Here is a 21,381-nt window from a genome sequence, read left to right on the forward strand (position 1 = left end):
CTGTTTACAAAGAGTCGGTTGACGGGAAAGCGCCTGCCACGCGCTCTATCTCGGTGGCGGCACGATGGGTTTCCGCGAGTGCGCGCAGCGCCTGCGATTTGGCCTGGAACAGCACACGCTGGGCATCCAGCACTTCCAGGAAGCTGAACTTGCCGAGTTCAAAGCCCTTGGTTGCAGTCTCATAGGTGTTCTGTGCGGCCGGCAGGATCTCGCCCTGGAAGGCGGCCACCTGTTGCCGCCCCAGCTTGAGCCGCTCATAAGCGTCGCGCAGCTCGCCATCCAGCTTCAGCTGGGCGCCGCGCAGCTCATCGCGCGCCTTGTCCGCGCGCTGCAAGGCTTCCTGCAGGTTGCCTTGATTGCGGTCGAACACGGGGATAGGCATCGACAAGCCGAAGATCATCTGGTTTTGCCGGTTTTCTTCTACCCGCTTGCCGCCAAAGCTGACGGTAACATCGGGGATGCGGCGGCTGCGCTCAAGCTGGACCAGCGCCTGGCGACGCTCGACTTCCACCCGGGTCTTCACAAAGGCCGGGGAGTTCTGCAAGCGCTCCAGCGCGACTGCCAGATCGGGCAAGGCGGGCAGCTCATTGATATGGCCATCGACTGTAGAAAAGGCCGGCACTATATCGCCCCAGGTTGCCGCCAGCGTCCGCCGCGCGATATTCAGGCTGCTGCTCGCTTGCTGCAGCTCCACCCGCACACCTGCCTCGGCGACGCGTGCCTTGGTGGCTTCGATCGGCGCCACCTTGCCGGCAGCGACGCGCTTGGCCGTCATTTCGCTCGCGCGTTGTGCCAGTTGCAAGGAATTTTGCAGCAATTGCAGGTTCTCCTGCGCTTCCAGCGCAGAAAAATAAGCGCTCACCACGGCGCCCTGGACATCGGCGCGCTTGGTCAGATAATCGGCTTGGGCCGCGTCACGCCCCTTTTCAGCCGCCTTGATGCGGGCGTCGCGCTTGCCGCCGAGTTCCAAGGTCTGGTTCAACTGTACGGTGGTGGTCCTGGTCGCCTTGCGGGTATCTTCCAGCAGGGCCGAGACTTGTGGGTTGGGCCTGGCGCCGGCCTGCAGAATCGACGCCTCGACCGCCTTGACTTCGAGCGCTGCGGCTGCCAGCTCGGGGTTGCTCTTGAAAGCCTGCAGCAACGCTTGCCGCAGCGTCAGCGGCGCCGCCAGTTCATCGCTGCCAAGGGGCGGCAGCTTGTAGTTGATAACCGGCTGCTGGCCAGTTATCGGCGCCGATGCTGGAGCAGCATCCTGCGCCAATGACAATTGGCATACCAATACCGCGAAACCGAGCGGCAAGAAAAACTTGTGCATAGCCTACTCCAAAAAAAGCCGGGATGGCTCGGACTGCATGGCGTGGCTGGTTTGCGCCGCGCCATGGAATCGCCTTCATCAACCAGCCCCTGAGTAAGTCGGATCAATCCAAGACACTGGAAAGCTGGTTATTGGATACGTCGTTCAGGCGCCCGAGTGAATCGTCTTTTTCGGACCGTCTTCCTTATGGTCATGTGCAGAAGGCTTCGCCGGCTTGCCGTCCGCCTGGGCCTGTTTTTTGTCCTGGAGGTTTTTTGTTTCTGCGCCGGCGTTCTGGACGACTGCACCCGCCGGCTTTTCAGCAACCGGGGCTTGCGCCATCGCGATACCCGAAGCAGACAACAGTGCGACGATGGAAAATAGTTGTTTAGCGTTCATGTCAATCTCCAAAAATGAAAGGGTTTCAACGGGCAGCCCTTGCCTGGGCCACATCGTTGAAGCAAAGTGTAGAAAGGAGACGGAAACGGGATGGTGACGGCGGGATTACGGTTTTGTAATCCACCGCCACGGCTTTATGGAAGATAATCAGGGCTCAACCCGGACAACAGAAGGATGAAACATGCGTATCCTGCTGGTAGAAGATGAACCAAAAGCTGGCGAATACCTGCGCAAAGGATTGACCGAATCCGGTTATGTGGTCGACTGGGTGCAATCCGGCGCCGACGGCCTGCATTGCGCCACCACGGAAGGCTACGACCTGATCGTGCTGGACGTCATGCTGCCCGGCATGGACGGCTGGCTGGTGATCCGCGAATTGCGCAAGACCCATTCGACGCCGGTATTGTTTCTTACCGCACGCGACGAAGTCGACGACCGCATCAAGGGACTGGAACTGGGCGCGGACGACTACCTGGTCAAGCCCTTTGCCTTTGCCGAACTGGTGGCCCGCATCCGCACGCTGCTGCGGCGCGGTCCGATCCGCGAATCGGACACGCTGCAGATCGCCGACATGGAAATCGACGTCATGAAGCGTCGCGTCACCCGCAACGGCGAACGGATCGACCTCACCACCAAGGAATTTTCCTTGCTGTATCTGATGGCCAAGCGCCAGACCGAGGTTTTGTCGCGCTCGCTGATTGCCTCGCAGGTCTGGGACATGAATTTCGACAGCGACACCAATGTGGTCGATGTCGCCATCCGCCGCCTGCGCATCAAGATCGACGAACCCTACGCCCGCCCCCTGATACATACCGTGCGCGGCATGGGCTACGTGCTGGAGGACCGCGCTTGAAGCCATCGGCGCCGCGCTCGCTGACGGTACGCCTGGCGCTGCTGTTTGCGCTGGCGACCTTGCTCACGTTCACCCTGGTCGGCAGCTATCTGTACTATTCATTGGCGCGCCAGCTGGAGAGCCATGACGACCAGGAATTGCTGGGCAAGATCCAGCTGATGCGGCACCTGGTCGGCAAGGCCGATTCGGTGCAGGCGATCCGCGACGATCCGCACCTGTTCATGGATGCCGCACTCGGCCACAACGACCTGCTATTGGTACTGCGCAGCGCGGACGGCGCGCCGCTGCTCGATACGCAACCCGCCGCCGGCAGCTTGCCCGCCCTGCCGCTCAGCGCCATCGGCCAGACCCCGGACCAGCAAGCCAGGAAGAACCTGCGCACCTCAACCGGCATGCCGGTGCGCGCCACGGCGCTGTGGGGCCGGATCGACCGCAGCGGCGAGCAGGTGCAAATCATTGTCGCTCACAATGTCAGCGATAGCCTGATCATGCTTGACAGCTATCGCAAGCAGATCATCGGGGCCGCATTGTGCGGCGCCCTGCTGGCGGCTTTGCTGGGATATGTGCTGGTGCGCCGCGGCTTGCGCACTACCCGCTTGATCGCCCAGCAGGCGCATTCGATCACCGCCCAGCGTCTTGACCGCGGCCTCGACGTCGCCAGCGCGCCGTACGAATTGCAGCAGCTGGTGGCGGCTTTCAACGGCATGCTGGACCGCCTGCACGACAGCTTTCAGCGGCTGTCGCAGTTTTCCGCCGACCTGGCGCACGACTTGCGCACGCCTATCAACAACCTGATGGTGCAAACCCAGGTGGCACTGGCGCAGCCCAGGAACGCGGAAGAATACCAGGGACTATTGGTATCCAATGTCGAGGAGTACGAACGGCTGGCGCGCATGCTGGACAATATGCTGTTCCTGGCGCGTGCCGACAATGCGCATGTGGCTGCCGCCTGCGAGCAGCTCGACTGCCGTCAGGAATTGCAACGCATCGCCGATTATTTTGAAGGTGTGGCAGAGGATAGCGGCGTGCGCCTGAGTATTGCGGCAACCGGCACAGTGCATGCAGATCCGATGCTGTTGCGGCGCGCCATCGGCAATCTGGTCGCCAACGCGATCCGCTACACGGCGGCGGGCCAGGCCATCCTGCTGGAAGCGCAGCCGCAAGCCCACGGCACCAACATCCGGATCGGCAATCCGGGAACGCAGATTGCCGAGTCCGCCATTCCGCGCCTGTTTGACCGTTTCTACCGCGCCGACCCTGCCCGCAGCGATTCGGCCTCTTCGGCCGGCCTCGGCTTGGCCATCGTGCAATCGATCATGAAACTGCACGGCGGCCGGGTTGAACTCAGCCGCTCGGCAGACCAGCTGACCGTGTTTACCCTGTATTTCCCCAACCCTCAGGCATAAAAAAACCACGCAGGAACGATTGCGTGGTTTTTATTCCATCCCTGCGCCGGGTCCGGCTTGCTTTACTTGCGTTTACTTGCGCAGCACCAGCGTCGTCGGCAGGCTGTGCAGGTAGGCTGCAATGTCTTGCACGTCCTGATGCGACAAGGCCTTGGCCTGGCCGCTCATGATGGCGTTGCTGCGGCCGTTAGGACCATCGCTGCCGCGCTGATAAGCGATCAGGGCGTGCTGCAGGTAATCCTGCGGCTGGCCCGCCAGCTTGGGATAGCTGGGATCGATCGGGCTGTGGAAATCGGCGCCGTGGCAGGAGGCGCAGGCATATTTTTTCGTCGCCGCTTCGCCGGCTGCGATATTGCCGGCAGCATGGGCACTCACGAACGCACTGGTGGAAAGCAGGAACGCCACGCCAGCAAGAGTCTTTTTCATTGTGTGGGTCCCTTATTTTTGCTGCGAATAGTAAGCCGCAATATCCGCCATGTCCTGGTCGGACAGGCTGGCCGCGATGCCACGCATGGTCGGCATCTTGCGGTCGCCCTTTTTATAGGCGATCAGTGCATTTTCAATGTATTTCGCCGATTGCCCGCCTAGCATGGGCACTTGATAGACTTCCGGGAAGGTGGCCTTATAGCCGGGAATGCCATGGCAGCCGATACACATCGATATCTTGTTTTCCGCTGCCTTAGCGTTGCCGACCACGTCCGCTGCCGCGGCCATGTTGGCAAGACCCGCAAGCGCGAGAAGTGCAATTAGTTTTTTCATAGTAGCTGGGTAATTGTAGCGAAAACGTTTATTCGAAACTGCCACGAATACTGCCTCAAATGCCCGGAGACATACAGCGCAAGCAAACCATATACGGCCTATGCTGCGTTGCATATACTGCGCAGGCAAGGAATAAGGTAGCCCTGCCTGACGCCGACCGCCGTCGCCACCCTACACCAAAACCGGCTAATTTTACCCCAAGAAACATGCATAGTCCACGCCCGCCGATGCCAACCAGGCAGCATCGGCGGGGCAGCCTCGGCCTCCGCCGGAAACCCCGTATTTCCATGGAATTACCGGCTTTTGGCGGAAGTTGTCCGCTACCGGCTCTTTTGGCAGCAAGCAGGCAAGCCGCGTCAGCCGTGACGGCTGCCGGGATGCCTGTCCGGCGGCGCTGAATCCGACGACTGCCCCGCGTCCGCTTGCCGCGTGTCGCCGAAAGTCGTATCGGCGGCATCCGATTCTGCCTGCGCCCCCGGTTTGGCCGCAGCCATGGCCGCTTCAGGGAACAGGAAGGAACGCGGCGAGGCGCTGAAACGGCGCAGCACCGCCCGGAACACCAGCCGCCTGATCCGTGCCGGCACATCGCGCGCGCGCAAGGCGAGGGTCAGCGCACAGGCGAATGAGACGCCGACATTCAAGACGCCGATACTGGCAATCCCGGCCACCGCGAGCCAGAACTGCGGCGCCGCCAGCACTTCCCAGCCGAGGCTGCCGGCGGCGGCAGTGAGGCTGCCGGTAGCCAGCGTCACGTGCCGCACATCCAGCGGCAGGCCGAAGAACTGCGCCAGCACCGGCGTCATCCCCAGCAGCAGGCCGAGCGAGACGTTGCCGGCAATCTGCGCCACATTGCGGTCCAGCCAATCAGCCCAGCGCTCCGCCCGCATCGCGCCCAGTACATACACCAGGCGGCGCTGGTGCGCCAGCGCTTCGCGCAGGCGGCGCAAGGCAAACCAGTTGTCGGCAAAGCCGGAGGCCAGGCTCGACAGCCATAGCAGGATGCCGGTGAAGGCGGCGAACAGGGGCGTCGGCCCGATCACCGACAAGCTGTGCAGGCTGGCGCGGGCATGTTCCGCCGTCATCATGGGAGCATCGGTGGCCAGCAGGATAAGGCCCGACATCAGCAGCATCGCCGGGATCACGCCGATCAGGTTGCCGAATACGGCCGCCGCCTGCGAGCGCAGCAGCTGCGCGATTTCAGTCAGCAAGGCACGCAGGCCTTCGACCGTATCCAGCTGCCCCATCTTGGAAGCCAGCACCGGCGCCGTCACCGCCGGCTGCTTGGTAGCCAGGACGCCGCCGACGGCGGAAATCGCCATGAAGCTGACAGCATAATTCAGCGATGCAAAAATGCCCTCGAAAAAACGGGCGGCGCCGAGCGCTGTCACCATGGATTTGCCGAGCACGGTAAATGCCGTGATGACGCCGCCGCGGCCGGCGGCTTTCAGCATCGCCCGGTATTCCTTGCTGTCGCGCGCGATGTAGCGCTCGCCGTGGTCGGCATTGCGCTCGACCATCTTGCGCGCCAGCAGAGAGAAGCTGCGCTGTATCAAACCGCGCACCGAAGAGCGCTGGTGATGCGCCGCGATCAGGTCGCCCAGCAAGGCCTGCACCTGGCCGGCGCCCTGCCCGTCCTGCCGGCCGCCGTTGCCGTTGCTGTAGATCACGGAACGCAGATCGGTCAGCAGCGCCATGCGCGTGAGCTGGGCGCGCATGCGCTCGACCCGGTAGACCAGGCTGACCGACACGCCGTGTTCATCCAGGTGGGCGTAGATGCGGTCGGTCTGCGCCTGGCAGACGGCGATCAGCATGCGCACGCTGCGCAGGGCCGCCTCATCGCGCGGGTTGACGTACAAATAGGTTTCCAGCTCGCGCCGCAGCACCATGAACGGCGTTGCCTGCAGCGGCATCTTGGGGTCCAGCTTCTGCCGGAACGCCTTGCTGATGCCGTCCGCCAGCACCATGGTGGCGAGATAGATCAGCGCTTCATCGATCTGCTGCTGGTAGTTATGGGCGATACCGTCGTCGGCCATCAGCTTCCACAGCTGCGCCACGCTGTGGCGGTCCAGCGCCAGCAGCCAGCCGGCATCTTCCGGGGTCGGAAACAGCACAGTGAATAGCGCCGACAAGTCCGCTTCGAACGGCGGCTTCGGCAATGCCAGCTTGACGATATGCTCGGACAGTTCGCTGAAGAACGCCGGCTCATGCGGCAGGCCGGTGGCGCAAAACAGTTCCGGCCCGGCAGCTTCGCGCAAGGTTTTCTGCAAGGTCGCCTGTACTACCCGGCGCAGATCGCGGTTGCTGTCCAGCCAGCGCAGCAGGAAATGCAGGCGCTCCTGCCTGAAACGCACCCGGCCGTCCTCGTCCAGCATCGATACCCTGGGCACATGGCGCAGCCAGTGGACCACGTCGATGATCCAGTCGGCACGTTCCTGCCAGGCAGAAAAGGGGTTGGCGCGACGCATCAATGCGTCGACCTGCCGGGTGTAATGCCGGTTGTCGGCCTGGCGCTGCTCGCCATGCCGGAAGCGGCGCCACATCACCCGCAGGCGAAGAAGAAGAAATTTCATTGGCTATCGCTCATTGGCTATCTAGGTGACGGTGAAGGCAAGTTGCCTGATTGCGATGACAACGTTTTATCGCTGTCACGATTGGAGCCGTCGGGGCCAGCCAATTGGCCATCTCGTTTATACTCGGCTTTATTTGCTTACACATGACTATCCATAATGCGACCTGAGACACGTTTTGAAAGTTCCGCCAGCTACGTTGCCACCGACGACCTGAAACTAGCCGTTAACGCCGCGCTGACGCTGCAAAGGCCGTTGCTGATCAAGGGCGAGCCGGGCACCGGCAAAACCATGCTGGCGGAAGAAGTGGCCGCCGCGCTCGACATGCCTTTGATGCAATGGCATATCAAATCGACCACGAAAGCCCAGCAAGGCCTGTACGAATACGATGCCGTGTCGCGCCTGCGCGATTCCCAGCTGGGCGACGCCAGGGTCAAGGACATCCACAACTACATCGTCAAGGGCGTCCTGTGGCAGGCGTTCAACGCAGACGAACAAGTGGTGCTGCTGATTGATGAGATAGACAAAGCGGACATCGAGTTCCCCAACGATTTGTTGCGCGAGCTCGACCGTATGGAATTTTACGTCTACGAAACACGTGAAATGGTGCGCGCCAAGCATCGGCCGCTGGTGATCATCACCTCCAACAATGAAAAAGAACTGCCGGACGCCTTCCTGCGCCGCTGTTTTTTCCATTACATCAAGTTTCCGGACAAGGCGACCATGCAGGAGATCGTCAATGTACACTTCCCGCATCTGAAAAAGGATTTGCTGGCGCAGGCGCTGGAGACCTTTTACCAGGTGCGCGATGTGGCCGGCCTGAAAAAGAAGCCGTCCACCTCCGAACTGCTCGACTGGCTCAAGCTGCTGCTGGCGGAAGACATTCCGCCGGAAGCGCTGCACAGCAGCGACGCCAAGGCCGTGGTGCCGCCCTTGCATGGCGCCCTGCTGAAGAACGAACAAGATGTGCATCTGTTCGAGCGCCTGGTTTTCATGGCAAGAAAGAACCGGTAATCGGATGGATAAGCGCGAACAACCAAGATGCTGATCGATTTCTTCTTCACCTTGAAAGACGCCAGGATTCCGGTGTCGATCAAGGAATTCCTGATCCTTCTGGAAGCACTGCAAAAGAAGGTCATTTCACCGACGCTGGATAATTTCTATTATCTGGCGCGCACTACGCTGGTCAAGGACGAAGCCCACTTCGACAAGTTCGACCAGGCTTTCGGCCGCTATTTCAAAGGCATCCAGACCATCTTTGAAAAGAACGCCGAAATCCCGCTGGACTGGCTGGTGCAGCGCATGAAGCGCGAGCTGTCGCCGGAACAGCTGGCGCAGCTGGAAAAATTCGGCTACGACAAGCTGATGGACCGCCTCAAGGAGTTGTTGGAAGAGCAAAAAGGCCGGCACGAAGGCGGCAACAAATGGATAGGCACCGGCGGCACATCGCCGTTCGGCCACGGCGGCGCCAATCCCGAAGGGATCCGCATCGGCGGCAGCGGCGGCAACCGCACCGCGGTCAAGGTGTGGGATGCGCGCGCCTATCGCGACTATGACGATGAGCGCGAGCTGGGCACGCGCAACATTAAGGTCGCCCTGCGCCGCCTGCGCAAGTTCGCGCGCGAAGGCATCGCCGAAGAACTGGCGCTGGACGACACCATCCGCGCCACTGCCAACAACGCCGGCTACCTCGATATCAAGATGCGGCCGGAGCGCAAGAACAACATCAAGGTGCTGATGCTGCTGGACGTCGGCGGCACCATGGACGACCACATCGCCCGCACCGAAGAACTGTTCAGCGCGGCCAAGGCCGAATTCAAGAACATGGAATTCTTCTATTTCCACAATTGCGTTTATGACTACGTGTGGAAAAACAACCAGCGCCGCCATGCCGAACGTTTCCCGACCTGGGACATCCTGCGCAAGTACACGCCGGACACCAAGCTGATCTTTGTCGGCGACGCCACCATGAGTCCTTACGAAATCCTGCAGCCCGGCGGCTCGGTCGAATACAACAACGAGGAAGCCGGCGCCGAGTGGCTGCAGCGCTTCACCCGCGCCTTCCCCAAGTTCATCTGGCTCAATCCCGAGCCTGAAGGCTTGTGGCAGTACCGGCAATCGGTGGAAGTGATCCGGCAGTTGATGAGCAACCGCATGTTTCCGGTGACCATGGACGGCCTGGAACGCGGCATGCGACTGCTAAGCAAATGAGCCAATAAACAGATAAGCAGGTGAAAATCGCCCCGCCGGCGGTTTTCCCTGTGCTGCCTCTTAAACTCGGTCCCGCATCGACAGGAACTTGCCCAGCGCCAGCAGGATTTGCGGCTGCTCCAGGTGGCGGTTCAGAAAGCCGTCGCATCCCGCCTCGCTGGCCCGCACCTGATCGTAGGCGAAATCTTTATCGCTCAGAAAAACCACGGCTATCCGCGTATTCTCATGCTGACGCTTGATCGTGCTGCACAGCTCGTAGGGATCGATCTGCGCCAGCCTGGGGTTGATCAGCACCACGGAAATGCTGAGCCGCGTGTAAACCTCCTCCGCGGCATCCAGGCTGCCGGCCCACTCCACCGGCACCACGTGATGCGCCATAGCCATCGCCAGGTCATCGCGAAAGGTCGATTGATTATCGATCACCAGGATGCGGTCGCTTTGCGGCGCCTTGTTGCGCATGCGCTCGTATTCCTGCGGATCTGTCAGGTCGAGGTCGAGACGTTCGCGCCGGCGCCGCTCAGGCACGTTGTTCACCAGCGCGGCATCGGCAGGATTCTGCTTGGCCAGCATGATCAGGCGCCGCTCCATCAGGATATCCAGCGCGTCGAACAGCTTGAGCCAGCGGATCGGCCGCTCGACATTGGCAAACGGCAGATCCACATGCGGCGTGCCGACCAGCAGCGCCGGCCGCAAATTGTTCGGCTCCATGTCGGCCAGCATCGCCAGCGCTTTCAGATCGTCGGAATTGACCAGATACAGGTCCGGCTCCTGCAGGCTGTCTGCGAATAAGCGAAAATACTGCTTCTGGCGATTTTGCTCGACCGAGAATGTGGCATCGAAAATATTAATTTCGCGCGCGGAAAAGCCGATGAAGCGAATGGCGAATGGTGCGTTATGATTTTTCATTTTTGTATGCCCCCCTGTTGCGCGAATCACGACAGATCATCATAGCAGCGTCTTTATTTAGCTTTTATTTTTATCAACATACTGTACAAAAACAACAACATTCCATTTCCAGACACCAACAAAATTGGCGCTAGGCCCAGGCGCAGGCCTCTACTTGGCTGCCGCGGGATGATGCACGACAGCATGCAACTCCCATGCCGGACCACCCATACGTTTATTGCAAGCGCACATTGTGCCCGCCCCGGCTGCTTTTTCATTAGAATGCGGTCAGGATATTAACCAGCAATCCCGAATTTAGTTGCAAATTAACAATATTTTACATTTACCTGAACCGACTGAATGGCAACCAAAAAATCATCGCAATCTGACTATAGCGAATCATCGATCCGTGTACTGAAGGGCCTGGAACCGGTCAAGCAACGCCCGGGCATGTACACCCGCACCGAAAATCCGCTGCATATCATTCAGGAAGTGATCGACAATGCCTCGGACGAAGCGCTCGGCGGATATTGCAAGAATATCCTGGTGACCCTGAATACCGACGGCAGCGTCAGCGTCGAGGACGATGGCCGCGGCATCCCGGTCGGCATGCATCCGGAAGAGAAAGTGCCGACGGTGGAAATCGTGTTCACCCGCCTGCACGCCGGCGGCAAGTTCGACAAGGGCAGCGGCGGCGCCTACTCCTTTTCCGGCGGCCTGCATGGCGTCGGCGTCTCGGTCACCAACGCCCTCTCCTCGCGCTTGGAGATTACGGTGTGGCGTGAAGCGGGCGTGCACCACATGGTGTTTGCCGATGGCGACGTGATTGAGAAGCTCAAGTCTCGCCCGCTCGGCCGCGACGACAAGAAATCCGGCACCCGCGTCACCGCCTGGCCGAATCCGAAATACTTCGATTCGCCGGCCATCTCGCAGCCGGAACTGCAGCGCCTGCTGCGCTCCAAGGCAGTGCTGCTGCCGGGCGTCAAGGTGACGCTGCTGAACGCCAAGACTGGCGACAGCCAGACCTGGCAATACGACCAGGGCTTGCGCGGCTACCTGATGGAATCGCTGGCGCAATCCTCGAATGCCGAGCCGCTGATTCCGCTGTTCGAAGGCGAGCAATACGCCAATGCCGACGCCGAAGGCTTCGCCGAGGGTGAAGGCGCGGCATGGGTGGTGGCCTGGACCGAAGACGGCGCCATCGTGCGTGAATCCTATGTCAACCTGATCCCTACCTCGGCCGGCGGCACGCACGAATCCGGCTTGCGCGAAGGCTTGTTCGGCGCCGTCAAGAGCTTCGTCGAAATGCACTCGCTGCTGCCCAAGGGTGTCAAGCTGTTGCCGGAAGACGTGTTTGCGCGCGTCTCCTTCGTCTTGTCGGCCAAGGTGCTGGACCCGCAGTTCCAGGGCCAGATCAAGGAACGCCTCAATTCTCGCGATGCAGTGCGGCTGGTCTCGACCTATACCCGGCCGGCGCTGGAGCTATGGCTGAACCAGCACGTCGAATACGGCAAGAAGCTGGCCGACCTGGTCATCAAACAGGCTCAGAACCGCCTGCGCTCGGCGCAAAAAGTCGAGAAGAAGAAATCTTCCGGCGTCGCCGTCTTGCCGGGCAAGCTGACCGATTGCGAATCCAGCGACATCACCCGCAATGAACTGTTCCTGGTCGAGGGCGATTCCGCCGGCGGCTCGGCGAAAATGGGCCGCGACAAGGAATTCCAGGCGATCCTGCCCTTGCGCGGCAAGGTCTTGAACTCCTGGGAAACCGAACGCGACCGCTTGTTCGCCAACAATGAAATCCATGACATCGCGGTCGCCATCGGCGTCGATCCGCACAGCAAGGGCGACACCATCGATTTCAGCGGCCTGCGTTACGGCAAGATCTGCATCCTGTCCGATGCCGACGTCGACGGCTCGCACATCCAGGTGCTGCTGCTGACCCTGTTCTTCCGCCATTTCCCGCAACTGATCGACCGCGGCAACATCTGCATCGCGCGGCCGCCGCTGTACCGGGTCGATGCCCCGGCGCGCGGCAAGAAGCCGGCGCAAAAGATCTACGCCCTGGATGACGGCGAACTGGAGGCCATCGAAGATAAATTGCGCAAGGATGGCGTCAAGGATACGGCCTGGTCGATCTCGCGCTTCAAAGGCCTGGGTGAGATGAACGCCGAGCAGCTGTGGGAAACCACGATGAATCCGGACACGCGTCGCCTGTTGCCGGTCTCGCTCGGCAATTTCGACCTGGACGCATCGGAAAACCGCTTCAACATGCTGATGGGCAAAGGCGAAGCGGCAGCCCGGCGCGCCTGGATTGAAGAACACGGGAACGAGGCCGAGGCAGATATCTGAGTGCAGCCGCAAGATATGTTACGGATGCTACGGATGTCAGGAGATGGCAAAATTGGTAACAATTTTACCGTCGGCCATCGGTAACGGCGAAACGTATTATCATGGGCACTGTTTTGAGATTCATTAGCCACGCCCCGGCGCGCCGGGGCGCCAGCGCTCAACCGATCTTCCATGTAGTCGCGTCCCTGCAGCAGCATGGGCAGCCGCCTTGTCCATGCGCGTGAGTTTTACCGCAGTTCACACATGAACTTGCCAACACAAAGGATATTGCTTTTAATGAAACGCCGTCATGCCGTACGCCCGAAACTTGGCCAGCAGTCATAGATGAACCTGCTTCGCCATCGTTTGGGCCGGCTCCTCGCCGCCACTTTGCTGACGTTCGCAATGCTGACCTCGGTCACCAGCGCGCGCGCGGATATTTTCGGCTATATCGATGCCGAAGGCATGGGCCATTTTTCGACTGAAAAACTGGATGAGCGCTACCAGCTGTTCATGCGCGGCGACGGCGCTTTCGATTCCTCCCAGCTCAGCGGCAAGGGCCAGAAGCCGCTCGATCCGGCAGTGCGCGACAGCGCCCTGTTCCGTTATCTGTCGCAGCATCCCAACCTGAAAAAATACGAACCGCTGGTGAACCAGGCAGCGCAAGAGTTTGCCCTCGATCCTGCCTTGCTGAAGGCGGTGATGGCAGCCGAGTCTGGATTCAACCCCGGCGCCGTATCGCCCAAAGGCGCAATCGGCCTGATGCAGATCATGCCGTCCACCGCCGAACGCTACGGCCTCACCGGCGACAAGAAAAAGCCGGTCGAGCAGAAACTCACCGACCCGCGCACTAATATCCGCCTGGGCGCGCGCTATCTGCGCGACCTGCTCAAGCTCTATCCGGCCCAGCAAGAGCTGGTCATCGCCTCTTATAATGCCGGCGAAGGCGCGGTGCAAAAGTACAAGAACCAGGTGCCCCCCTATCCGGAAACCCGCAATTACGTGCAGCTGGTGCGGCAGTTTTATCAGCTGTACCAGCCAGCCCTGGCCAGATCTGGCGGCAATGGCGGCAACGGCCTGAAACGTATCCAGCTGGTGATTCCCGGCCGCCGCAGCATGCCGGCCGACATCGCGCCGGCGCCTGCCGCCAGCCTGATTCCGCCAGCCGCGGCGCTGCCTGCAGCGCCAACCCCTTTCATCGAATAACTGCCCGAATAACAGCCCGAATCATTCACGACTCTCCATGACCGACCAAAACGATCTGTTTGCAACACCAGATGCACCAACTCCGGACGCTGAATCTTTAACCCTTGCCACCTTTGCCGAACGCGCCTATCTCGACTACGCCATTTCGGTAGTCAAAGGCCGCGCCTTGCCGGACGTCTCCGACGGCCAGAAACCGGTGCAGCGCCGCATCCTGTACGCGATGAGCGAACTCGGCCTGAACGCCGCCGCCAAGCCGCGTAAATCGGCGTTGGTGGTGGGCGACGTACTGGGCAAGCTGCATCCGCACGGCGACCAGTCGGTGTATGACGCGCTGGTGCGCATGACCCAGGATTTCTCGCTGCGCTACCCATTGGTCGACGGCCAGGGCAATTTCGGCTCGCGCGATGGCGACGGCGCGGCGGCGATGCGTTATACCGAAGCACGCCTGACGCCGATCGCCCGGCTGCTGCTGGAAGAAATCGACATGGGCACGGTCGATTTCCAGCCTAACTACGACGGCTCCACCGAAGAACCGAAACTGCTGCCGGCACGCCTGCCCTTCGTCCTGCTGAACGGCGCCTCGGGTATCGCGGTGGGCCTGGCCACGGAAATTCCATCGCACAATTTGCAGGAAGTGGCCAAGGCCGCGGTTGCCCTGATCCGCAATCCGGCGCTGAGCCATGCCGAACTGATGCAAATCATCCCAGGCCCGGACTTTCCGGGCGGCGGCCAGATCATCACCTCGGCGACGGCGATTTCCGAGATGTACGAAAGCGGCCGCGGCAGCCTGAAAGTGCGCGCCACCTGGAAAATCGAAGACCTGGCGCGCGGCCAGTGGCAGGCAGTCGTTACCGAATTGCCGCCGGGCGCGTCATCGCAAAAGATCCTGGAAGAAATCGAGGAACTGACCAATCCGAAAATCAAGCTCGGCAAGAAAACCCTGACGCCTGACCAGATCGCGCTCAAGACTTCCATCCTGTCGGTGCTGGACACGGTGCGCGACGAATCGGGCCGCGATGCGCCGGTGCGCCTGGTGTTCGAGCCGAAGTCGAAGAACCTGGACCAGACCGAATTCACCAACATGCTGCTGGCCCACACCTCGCTGGAAAGCAGCGCCTCGATCAACCTGGTGATGATAGGCGGCGATGGCCGGCCGCGCCAGAAGGGCCTGGGCGTGATCCTGCGCGAGTGGATCAGCTTCCGCTTCGTCACTGTCACGCGGCGTTCGCAATTCAAGCTGCAAAAGATCGACGACCGTATCCACATCCTGGAAGGCCGCGAAGCGATCCTGCTCAATATCGACAAGGTGATCAAGCTGATCCGCGAATCGGATGAGCCGAAGCCGGCGCTGATCGCCGCCTTCAACCTGTCGGACCGCCAGGCGGAAGACATCCTTGAAATCCGCCTGCGCCAGCTGGCGCGCCTGGAAGCAATCAAGATCCAGCAGGAACTGGCCGAGCTGCGCAGCGAAAAAGCCACGCTGCAAGACCTGCTCGACAATCCGGCATCGATGAAGCGCCTGATCATCAAGGAAATCGAAGCCGACCAGAAACAGTTCGGCGATGCCCGCCGCACCCTGATCGAAGCGGCCGAAAAAGCGGTAGTCGAAACCAAGATCGTCGACGAGCCGGTGACCGTCATCATTTCGCAAAAGGGCTGGGTGCGGGCACGCACCGGCCACGGCCATGACGCCAGCCAGTTCGGCTTCAAGGCCGGCGACGCCTTGTACGGCGCATTCGAATGCCGCACAGTCGACAACCTGCTGGCCTTCGGTTCCAACGGCCGCATCTATTCGGTGTCGGTCGCGACCCTGCCGAACGCGCGCGGCGACGGCGTCCCGATCACCACCCTGATCGACCTCGCCAACGGCAGCAGCATCCTGCACTACTTCGCCGGTCCGCTGGACACCGTCTTGCTGCTGGCCAGCTCCGGCGGTTACGGCTTCACCGCCAAGCTCGGCGACATGCTCAGCCGGGTCAAGGCCGGCAAAGCCTACGTCACGCTGGACGACGGCGACCTGCCGCTGCCGCCGCAAGCGCTGAGCAGCACCGCCAGCGCCATCGCCTGCCTGTCGGAAAAAGGCCGTTTGCTGGTGTTTGGACTGGATGAATGCAAGACGCTCAGCAATGGCGGCCGCGGCGTGATCCTGATGGAACTGGAGGCCAACGAGAAGCTGCTGGCAGCGCAACCGATCAGCCAGCGCGGCGTGCTGGTGACCGGCGTCGGCCGCGGCGGCAAAGCCCAGCAGGTAGCGTTGTCGGCATCCGGCCTGGCGCCGCATATCGGCAAACGCGCCCGCAAGGGGAAACTGCTGGAATCGAAACTGAAACCGCTCACTCTCACGCCCGTGACGCCATAGCCCAATCCTGACAAGGCAGCCGATTTCCGGCTCCCGCACAAAAATGGGGTCAGCAAAAATGGGGTCAGAGTCGAATTATTAAATTCGACTCTGACCCCATTTTATTCTGACCCCATTTTATTTCTGCGTGATATCGAGAGTTGGATTAGATACTCAGACGCACAAGCTGCGCAGCTCAGCGGCAAACCGCTCTACCGTCTCTTGCTGTGTATCCCAGGCGCACATCAAGCGGCAGCCGCCGGCGCCGATAAATTGATAGAACTTCCAGCCGCGCGCGCGCATGGCCTTGGCGGCGTGGTCCGGCAGTTCGGCAAAGACGGCATTCCCCTGCGGTTCAAACAGCACCTTGACGCCGGCGATGTCGAGCAGGCGCTGGTGCAGCAGCGCGGCCATGGCATTGGCGTGGCGCGCATTGCGCAGCCAGACGTCGTTGTCGAGCAAACCCAGCCATGGCGCGGATATGAACCGCATCTTGGAGGCCAGCTGGCCGGCCTGTTTGACGCGATAGGCGAAATCCTCGGCCAGCTTCTTATCGAAGAACACCACCACTTCGCCGACCGGCAAGCCGTTCTTGGTGCCGCCGAAGCACAGCACGTCGACGCCGGCACGCCAGGTGATTTCAGAAGGATGCACATCCAGCGCCGCTACGGCGTTGGCGAAACGCGCGCCGTCCATATGCACCCGCAGCTGGCGGCGCTTGGCGATCGCGGCGATGGCGCGCACTTCTTCAACCGTGTAGACGGTGCCGACTTCGGTCGATTGCGTGATGCTCACCACTTTCGGCCGCGGGTAATGGATATCGGCGCGCTTGGTCACCAGCGCCTCGATCGCATCCGGCGTCAGCTTGCCGTTTTCACCCTTGACTGTCAGCAGCTTCGAGCCGTTGGAAAAGAACTCGGGACCGCCGCATTCATCGGTTTCGATATGCGCCAGCTCATGGCAGATCACTGAGTGATAAGACTGGCACAAGGATGCCAGCGCCAGCGAGTTGGCGGCGGTGCCGTTGAACACGAAGAAGACGTCGCAATCGGTCTGGAACAGATCGCGCATGCGGTCACATACGCGCTGGGTCCAGGTGTCGTCGCCATAGGATGGCTCGTGACCGCTGCCGTTGCTCTTGAGCAGATATTCAAGCGCTTCGGGGCAGATGCCGGCCTGGTTATCGGAGGCAAAATGCTGCAAAGACGGCGGCAACGACGACGGCACGAGCGGTTCCATAGGCAATCGGGTCCTTAGAGTTTCGCAGCAATCAGCTTGCCCAGTTTTTCGATGCCGTCGCGGATCTTGGCTGGCGGTACGGTAACGAAGCTCAGGCGCAGGGTATGCTGTTCCGGCGTATTGCCGTAGAACGGGCCGCCGGGCACGAAGGCCACGTGCTGCTCTACTGCTTCCGCCAGCAGCTTGGTGCTGTCGATATGCTTAGGCAGGGTCACCCAGATGAACATGCCGCCTTCCGGCCGGGTCCAGCTGACGCCGCTTGGGAAATAGGTTTGCAGCGCATCGAGCATGGCGTCGCACTGGTCCGAATACAGCTTGCGGATGGTCGGGATATGCTGGTCGAGGAAACCGTCCTTGATGGTTTCGTACACCACCATCTGCGTCAGCTGCGAAGTGTGCAGATCGGTCGCTTGCTTGGCCTGCTCCATCTTCTCGATCAGCGCGCGCGGAGCGACGACGTAACCGAGGCGTATGCCTGGCGTCAGGATCTTGGAGAAGGACCCCATGTAGATCACGCCGCCCGGATTCATGCTGAGCATCTTCGGCAGCGGCTCGGCGCGATAGCTGAGGGCGCCGTAAGGATCGTCCTCGATCAGCGGCAGGCCAAGCTGGGCGCAGATATTCACCAGGGCCTGGCGGCGCTCGACCGACAAGGTGCGGCCGGTCGGGTTCTGGAAATTCGGCAAGGCGTACAGCATGCGCGCGCCCTGGCCCAGGGTCGCCACGGTTTCCGGCATCAGGCCGCCATCGTCGCTAGGCACGGAAACGAATTCCGGACCGTACAGGGAGAACGCCTGCAAGGCGCCCAGGTAGCTCGGGGTTTCAACCAGCACTTTGCTGCCTTCATCGATCAGCACCTTGCCCAGCAGGTCCAGGCCTTGCTGCGAACCGGAGGTCATCATGACCTGGTTGGCCATGATCTTGGCGCCGTCGGTCGACAGTGAATTGGCCACCCACTCGCGCAACGGACCATAACCGTCGGTCGGCCCGTATTGCAGCGCGACCTTGCCTTGATCCGACAACACCTTGTCGAAGGCGATCTTAAGGCGCTCGACCGGGAACGTCGCCGGCGACGGCAGGCCACCGGCGAAGGAAATGATTTCCGGACGCATGGTGATCTTGAGGATTTCACGGATGGCAGAGCTTTGCAGCTTCTGTGCACGTTCCGAGAAACGCCATTGCAGCGGGGTTGGGTTTTCGATTTTCATACGATTCTCTTCAAGTGATCTTATTTTAAAAGGCTGCTGTCGATCGCCGCGGCTGGTGAACTGTCATAGCCGGATCCGATGCGCAACAGCCCAAGGTTTTTATGATCTGCCGTCTCCTGGGCCGGTAGCGCCAAGTGCGGTTAGCGCTACCAGAACTGCGAGGTTTATTCGATTTCAGCAATCATTTCAATTTCTACGCAGGCGCCCAGCGGCAGCTGTGCCACACCGAATGCGGAACGGGCATGCTTGCCCTGCTCGCCAAACACTTCGCCGATCAGTTCGGAGGCGCCGTTGGTGACCAGGTGCTGCTCCGTAAAGTCAGGCGTCGAGTTCACCAGGCTCATCAGCTTGACGACCCGTTTGACGCGCAACAGATCGCCGCCGCAAGCGGCTTGCAAGGTAGCGATCAGGTCAACCGCAATACCGCGTGCGGCTAGCTTGGCTTCTTCGGTCGTGATGTCCTTGCCGAGTTGCCCGACCCAGATCTTGCCGTCTTTCTTGGACAGATGGCCGGACAGGTAGACCGTATTGCCGCTTTGGGCATACATCACATAGGCAGCCGCAGGCGCAGCGACCGCAGGCAAAGTGATATTCAGGGCTTGCAACTTTTCATATACAGACATCAGATACTCCGAAAAATATAATCATTTGCCAACGCTTGTGACGCCAGCAGCAATGACAGGGTAAATGGGATAACGCCGGGCCATGGCCATTCTTCCAAGCCCGGGAAGCCAACAATTATCTCACCCCAGCGCCGAGTTGGCGACCAGTGCGGCGTTATATTTTGCCATCCAATTTTTGCGGAATATCAGGCAGGCTGACGCCGTATCGCCGTTTTGCGGCCAAAGCCGACGACCACCAGCACTGCCAGGGCAAACAGCATGTTGCTGGTTACCAGCGTCTCGCCCAGCAGCAGCGCCGCTCCCAGCAGGGTCATGAACGGCTGCAACAGTTGCACCTGCCCAACACGAGCGATACCACCCAGGGCCAGCCCCTTGTACCAGAAGAAGAAGCCGATAAACATGGAGAACAGCGAGACGTAGGCAAAGCCGAGCCAGGCCTTGGGCGAGGCGCTTGCGCCGTAGCGCCAGCCAAGCCAGACGGTAATCGGCAGCAGGACGGGCAACGACAGCAGCAAGGCCCAGGCGATCACCTGCTGTCCGCCCATGGTTTGCGACAGGCGCCCGCCTTCGGCATAACCCATGGCGGCAGCCACGACGGCCGCCAGCAGCGCCAGGTCAGCCAGCTGCAGGCCGCCGCCTTGGCTGAGTGCAAAAGCAAGGACAAGGCCGCTACCCGCCAGGGCTGCGATCCAGAAACCGGCCGATGGCCGCTCGCCAAAGCGCAGCGCGCCGAACATGGCGGTCGCCAGCGGCAAGATGCCGAGCACGATGGCGCCGTGCGAAGCCGGCACGTAGCGCATCGCCACCGAAGAGAACAAGGGAAAGCCGACCACCACGCCCAGCGCCGTCAACGCCAGCGCTTTCCATTGCGCGCCACGCGGCCAGGCGGCTTTCAGCTTCCACAGCAACGGTACTGAACATAAGGCCGCCACCACCGCCCGGCCGAAGGCGACCAGCACCGGATTGAGCTCCGCCACCGCCATCCGCGTGAACGGCAAGGTCAGGCTGAATATCGCCACCCCAGCCAGCCCCAGCCACATGCCCTTCGATTCATCTGTCATGTCGCCAGTCTTCCATTATTGATTGCTTGAATTGAATCGGAGCAGTCCCGCACTCACAGCCAGATCGAGATCGCTGAATAGATGGTCAGCAGCACCATGACCGCGCAAAACACGCGCTGCCACAGCGGCCGCGCCAGATGGCGCCGCAGTCCCGAACCGGCGGCGGCCCAGACGCTGACGCATGGCAGGTTGATCACCGAGAAAATCAGGCAATACAGGCCAATCGACAGCCAGATCGGCTGCAGCGGCGGCAGGAAAGCCGAGGCGCTGGTGACGGCCATGATCCAGGCCTTGGGATTGGCGGCCTGGAAAATTGCCGCGCCAAGGAAAGTCATCGGCCGGTGGCCGCTCTCCAGCTCGGACTTGAAGGACATCTTGCGCAGCTTCCAGGCCAGGTACAGCAAATAAGCCGAGCCCAGGGTTTTGAGAATGACATGGATAGCCGGCAAGGCCAGCACCAGGCTGCCGATGCCGGCTGCGCACAGCACCAGCATCACGCCGAAACCGAAGGTGACGCCCAGCATGTGCGGAATCGTGCGGTTGAAGCCGAACATGATGCCGGACGAGGTCAGCATGATGTTGTTGGGCCCCGGCGTGATCGACGACACGAAGGCGAACACGGCGAGCGGCAGCAAGGACGCCAGCATCATGACACGCTGGTGGCAGGATGGAAGCCCGGGCCGCGCAAGCGTGCCAGCAGCGCCCGCAGGATGCCCGGCGTCCCGCGTTGCGGCAAGCCGCTCAGGCTGATGCGGCTGCTGCCGGGATCGGCTTCAACCACCACTACCCGCCCTGGCAGCAAGGTCAGCGAGCGGCCGGCGTGCAGCCAGTGGTCTTCCGGCTGCCCTTCGAAAGTCACCCAGACGCGGCCGCTGACCACCTTCAGGATCAAGTGCTGTTCGGTCACGCCGGACAGCACGCTGCCGCCCGCCAAGGTATGAGATTGTTGTTTGAATAGTGTTTGCATGGCGCACTCTCTTCCGGATTTGCAGCATTAAGGATTT

At 61.0% G+C, this 21,381-nt stretch carries 19 protein-coding genes; 7 read left to right on the forward strand and 12 right to left on the reverse strand.

Annotation, left to right across the window (positions count from 1 at the left end; genetic code table 11):
* Positions 1-4 precede the first annotated feature (4 nt).
* Together KHU30_RS06045 and KHU30_RS06050 are read right to left on the reverse strand one after the other, a co-directional pair.
* Entirely contained in the window at positions 5-1,315 is a 1,311-nt protein-coding gene (locus KHU30_RS06045) for a TolC family protein (protein ID WP_211441674.1), read from the reverse strand.
* A gap of 144 nt (positions 1,316-1,459) precedes the next feature.
* Positions 1,460-1,693, reverse strand: a complete 234-nt coding sequence (locus KHU30_RS06050) for a hypothetical protein (protein WP_211441675.1) — start codon at positions 1,691-1,693, stop codon at positions 1,460-1,462.
* A gap of 181 nt (positions 1,694-1,874) precedes the next feature.
* Here KHU30_RS06050 and KHU30_RS06055 point away from each other — a divergent pair, with 181 nt between their 5' ends.
* Both KHU30_RS06055 and KHU30_RS06060 read left to right on the forward strand, forming a co-directional pair.
* Complete coding sequence (locus KHU30_RS06055; protein WP_211441676.1) at positions 1,875-2,546, forward strand: heavy metal response regulator transcription factor; 672 nt, start codon at positions 1,875-1,877, stop codon at positions 2,544-2,546.
* Positions 2,543-3,952 (forward strand): heavy metal sensor histidine kinase, encoded by a 1,410-nt coding sequence (locus KHU30_RS06060; RefSeq protein WP_211441677.1) that lies wholly within the window; start codon positions 2,543-2,545, stop codon positions 3,950-3,952. The genes KHU30_RS06055 and KHU30_RS06060 overlap by 4 nt, the downstream gene beginning before the upstream one ends.
* Positions 3,953-4,024: 72 nt before the next feature.
* On the opposite strand, the gene KHU30_RS06065 is transcribed toward KHU30_RS06060, so the two are convergent.
* The 3 genes from KHU30_RS06065 to KHU30_RS06075 all read right to left on the reverse strand — a co-directional run bounded on the left by KHU30_RS06065 (position 4,025) and on the right by KHU30_RS06075 (position 7,281).
* Entirely contained in the window at positions 4,025-4,378 is a 354-nt protein-coding gene (locus tag KHU30_RS06065; RefSeq protein ID WP_098496617.1) for a c-type cytochrome, read from the reverse strand.
* A 12-nt stretch (positions 4,379-4,390) separates the two neighbouring features.
* On the reverse strand, positions 4,391-4,711 hold the full coding sequence (locus KHU30_RS06070; protein WP_098496616.1) for a c-type cytochrome: 321 nt from the start codon (positions 4,709-4,711) through the stop codon (positions 4,391-4,393).
* A gap of 356 nt (positions 4,712-5,067) precedes the next feature.
* Positions 5,068-7,281: a site-specific recombinase gene (locus KHU30_RS06075; protein WP_211441678.1), complete on the reverse strand. Its 2,214-nt coding sequence runs from the start codon at positions 7,279-7,281 to the stop codon at positions 5,068-5,070.
* Positions 7,282-7,437: 156 nt separating this feature from the next.
* Between KHU30_RS06075 and KHU30_RS06080 the strand changes: the two genes are divergently transcribed.
* Together KHU30_RS06080 and KHU30_RS06085 are read left to right on the forward strand one after the other, a co-directional pair.
* On the forward strand, positions 7,438-8,292 hold the full coding sequence (locus tag KHU30_RS06080; RefSeq protein WP_098496614.1) for an AAA family ATPase: 855 nt from the start codon (positions 7,438-7,440) through the stop codon (positions 8,290-8,292).
* A gap of 27 nt (positions 8,293-8,319) precedes the next feature.
* The gene (locus tag KHU30_RS06085) at positions 8,320-9,489 is read left to right on the forward strand and encodes a vWA domain-containing protein (RefSeq protein ID WP_211441679.1); all 1,170 of its coding nucleotides are present in this window, start codon (positions 8,320-8,322) and stop codon (positions 9,487-9,489) included.
* A 60-nt stretch (positions 9,490-9,549) separates the two neighbouring features.
* Here the strand turns inward: KHU30_RS06085 and KHU30_RS06090 are convergent, their stop codons facing one another.
* Entirely contained in the window at positions 9,550-10,395 is an 846-nt protein-coding gene (locus KHU30_RS06090) for a response regulator (protein ID WP_211441680.1), read from the reverse strand.
* A 339-nt stretch (positions 10,396-10,734) separates the two neighbouring features.
* On the opposite strand from KHU30_RS06090, the gene KHU30_RS06095 reads away from it, so the two are divergent.
* The 3 genes from KHU30_RS06095 (at position 10,735) to parC (ending at position 16,267) form a co-directional block, all read left to right on the forward strand.
* Positions 10,735-12,723 carry a DNA topoisomerase IV subunit B gene (locus KHU30_RS06095; protein ID WP_211441681.1) on the forward strand — a complete coding sequence of 663 codons (1,989 nt, stop codon included), beginning with the start codon at positions 10,735-10,737 and terminating at the stop codon, positions 12,721-12,723.
* A gap of 324 nt (positions 12,724-13,047) precedes the next feature.
* A complete protein-coding gene (locus KHU30_RS06100) occupies positions 13,048-13,908 on the forward strand; it encodes a lytic transglycosylase domain-containing protein (RefSeq protein WP_211441682.1) in 861 nt (286 codons plus the stop codon).
* A gap of 37 nt (positions 13,909-13,945) precedes the next feature.
* Positions 13,946-16,267, forward strand: coding sequence for a DNA topoisomerase IV subunit A (gene parC / locus KHU30_RS06105; RefSeq protein WP_211441683.1), 2,322 nt, complete (start codon positions 13,946-13,948; stop codon positions 16,265-16,267).
* 153 nt (positions 16,268-16,420) lie between these two features.
* On the opposite strand, the gene KHU30_RS06110 is transcribed toward parC, so the two are convergent.
* The 6 genes from KHU30_RS06110 to KHU30_RS06135 form a co-directional block, all read right to left on the reverse strand.
* Entirely contained in the window at positions 16,421-17,449 is a 1,029-nt protein-coding gene (locus tag KHU30_RS06110; RefSeq protein ID WP_211442235.1) for a threonine aldolase family protein, read from the reverse strand.
* A 50-nt stretch (positions 17,450-17,499) separates the two neighbouring features.
* Positions 17,500-18,693 (reverse strand): aminotransferase-like domain-containing protein, encoded by a 1,194-nt coding sequence (locus KHU30_RS06115; protein WP_211441684.1) that lies wholly within the window; start codon positions 18,691-18,693, stop codon positions 17,500-17,502.
* A gap of 164 nt (positions 18,694-18,857) precedes the next feature.
* The gene (locus tag KHU30_RS06120; protein WP_211441685.1) at positions 18,858-19,316 is read right to left on the reverse strand and encodes a RidA family protein; all 459 of its coding nucleotides are present in this window, start codon (positions 19,314-19,316) and stop codon (positions 18,858-18,860) included.
* 185 nt (positions 19,317-19,501) lie between these two features.
* Positions 19,502-20,377 carry a DMT family transporter gene (locus KHU30_RS06125; protein WP_211441686.1) on the reverse strand — a complete coding sequence of 292 codons (876 nt, stop codon included), beginning with the start codon at positions 20,375-20,377 and terminating at the stop codon, positions 19,502-19,504.
* A gap of 53 nt (positions 20,378-20,430) precedes the next feature.
* A complete protein-coding gene (locus tag KHU30_RS06130; protein WP_211442236.1) occupies positions 20,431-21,024 on the reverse strand; it encodes a LysE family translocator in 594 nt (197 codons plus the stop codon).
* A complete protein-coding gene (locus KHU30_RS06135) occupies positions 21,024-21,344 on the reverse strand; it encodes a DUF2917 domain-containing protein (protein WP_230411384.1) in 321 nt (106 codons plus the stop codon). The genes KHU30_RS06130 and KHU30_RS06135 overlap by 1 nt, the downstream gene beginning before the upstream one ends.
* Positions 21,345-21,381 lie beyond the last annotated feature (37 nt).

Origin of the sequence: Collimonas humicola (assembly GCF_018304945.1) — a bacterium.
In the GTDB taxonomy this organism is placed as follows: Bacteria; Pseudomonadota; Gammaproteobacteria; order Burkholderiales; family Burkholderiaceae_D; genus Collimonas; species Collimonas humicola.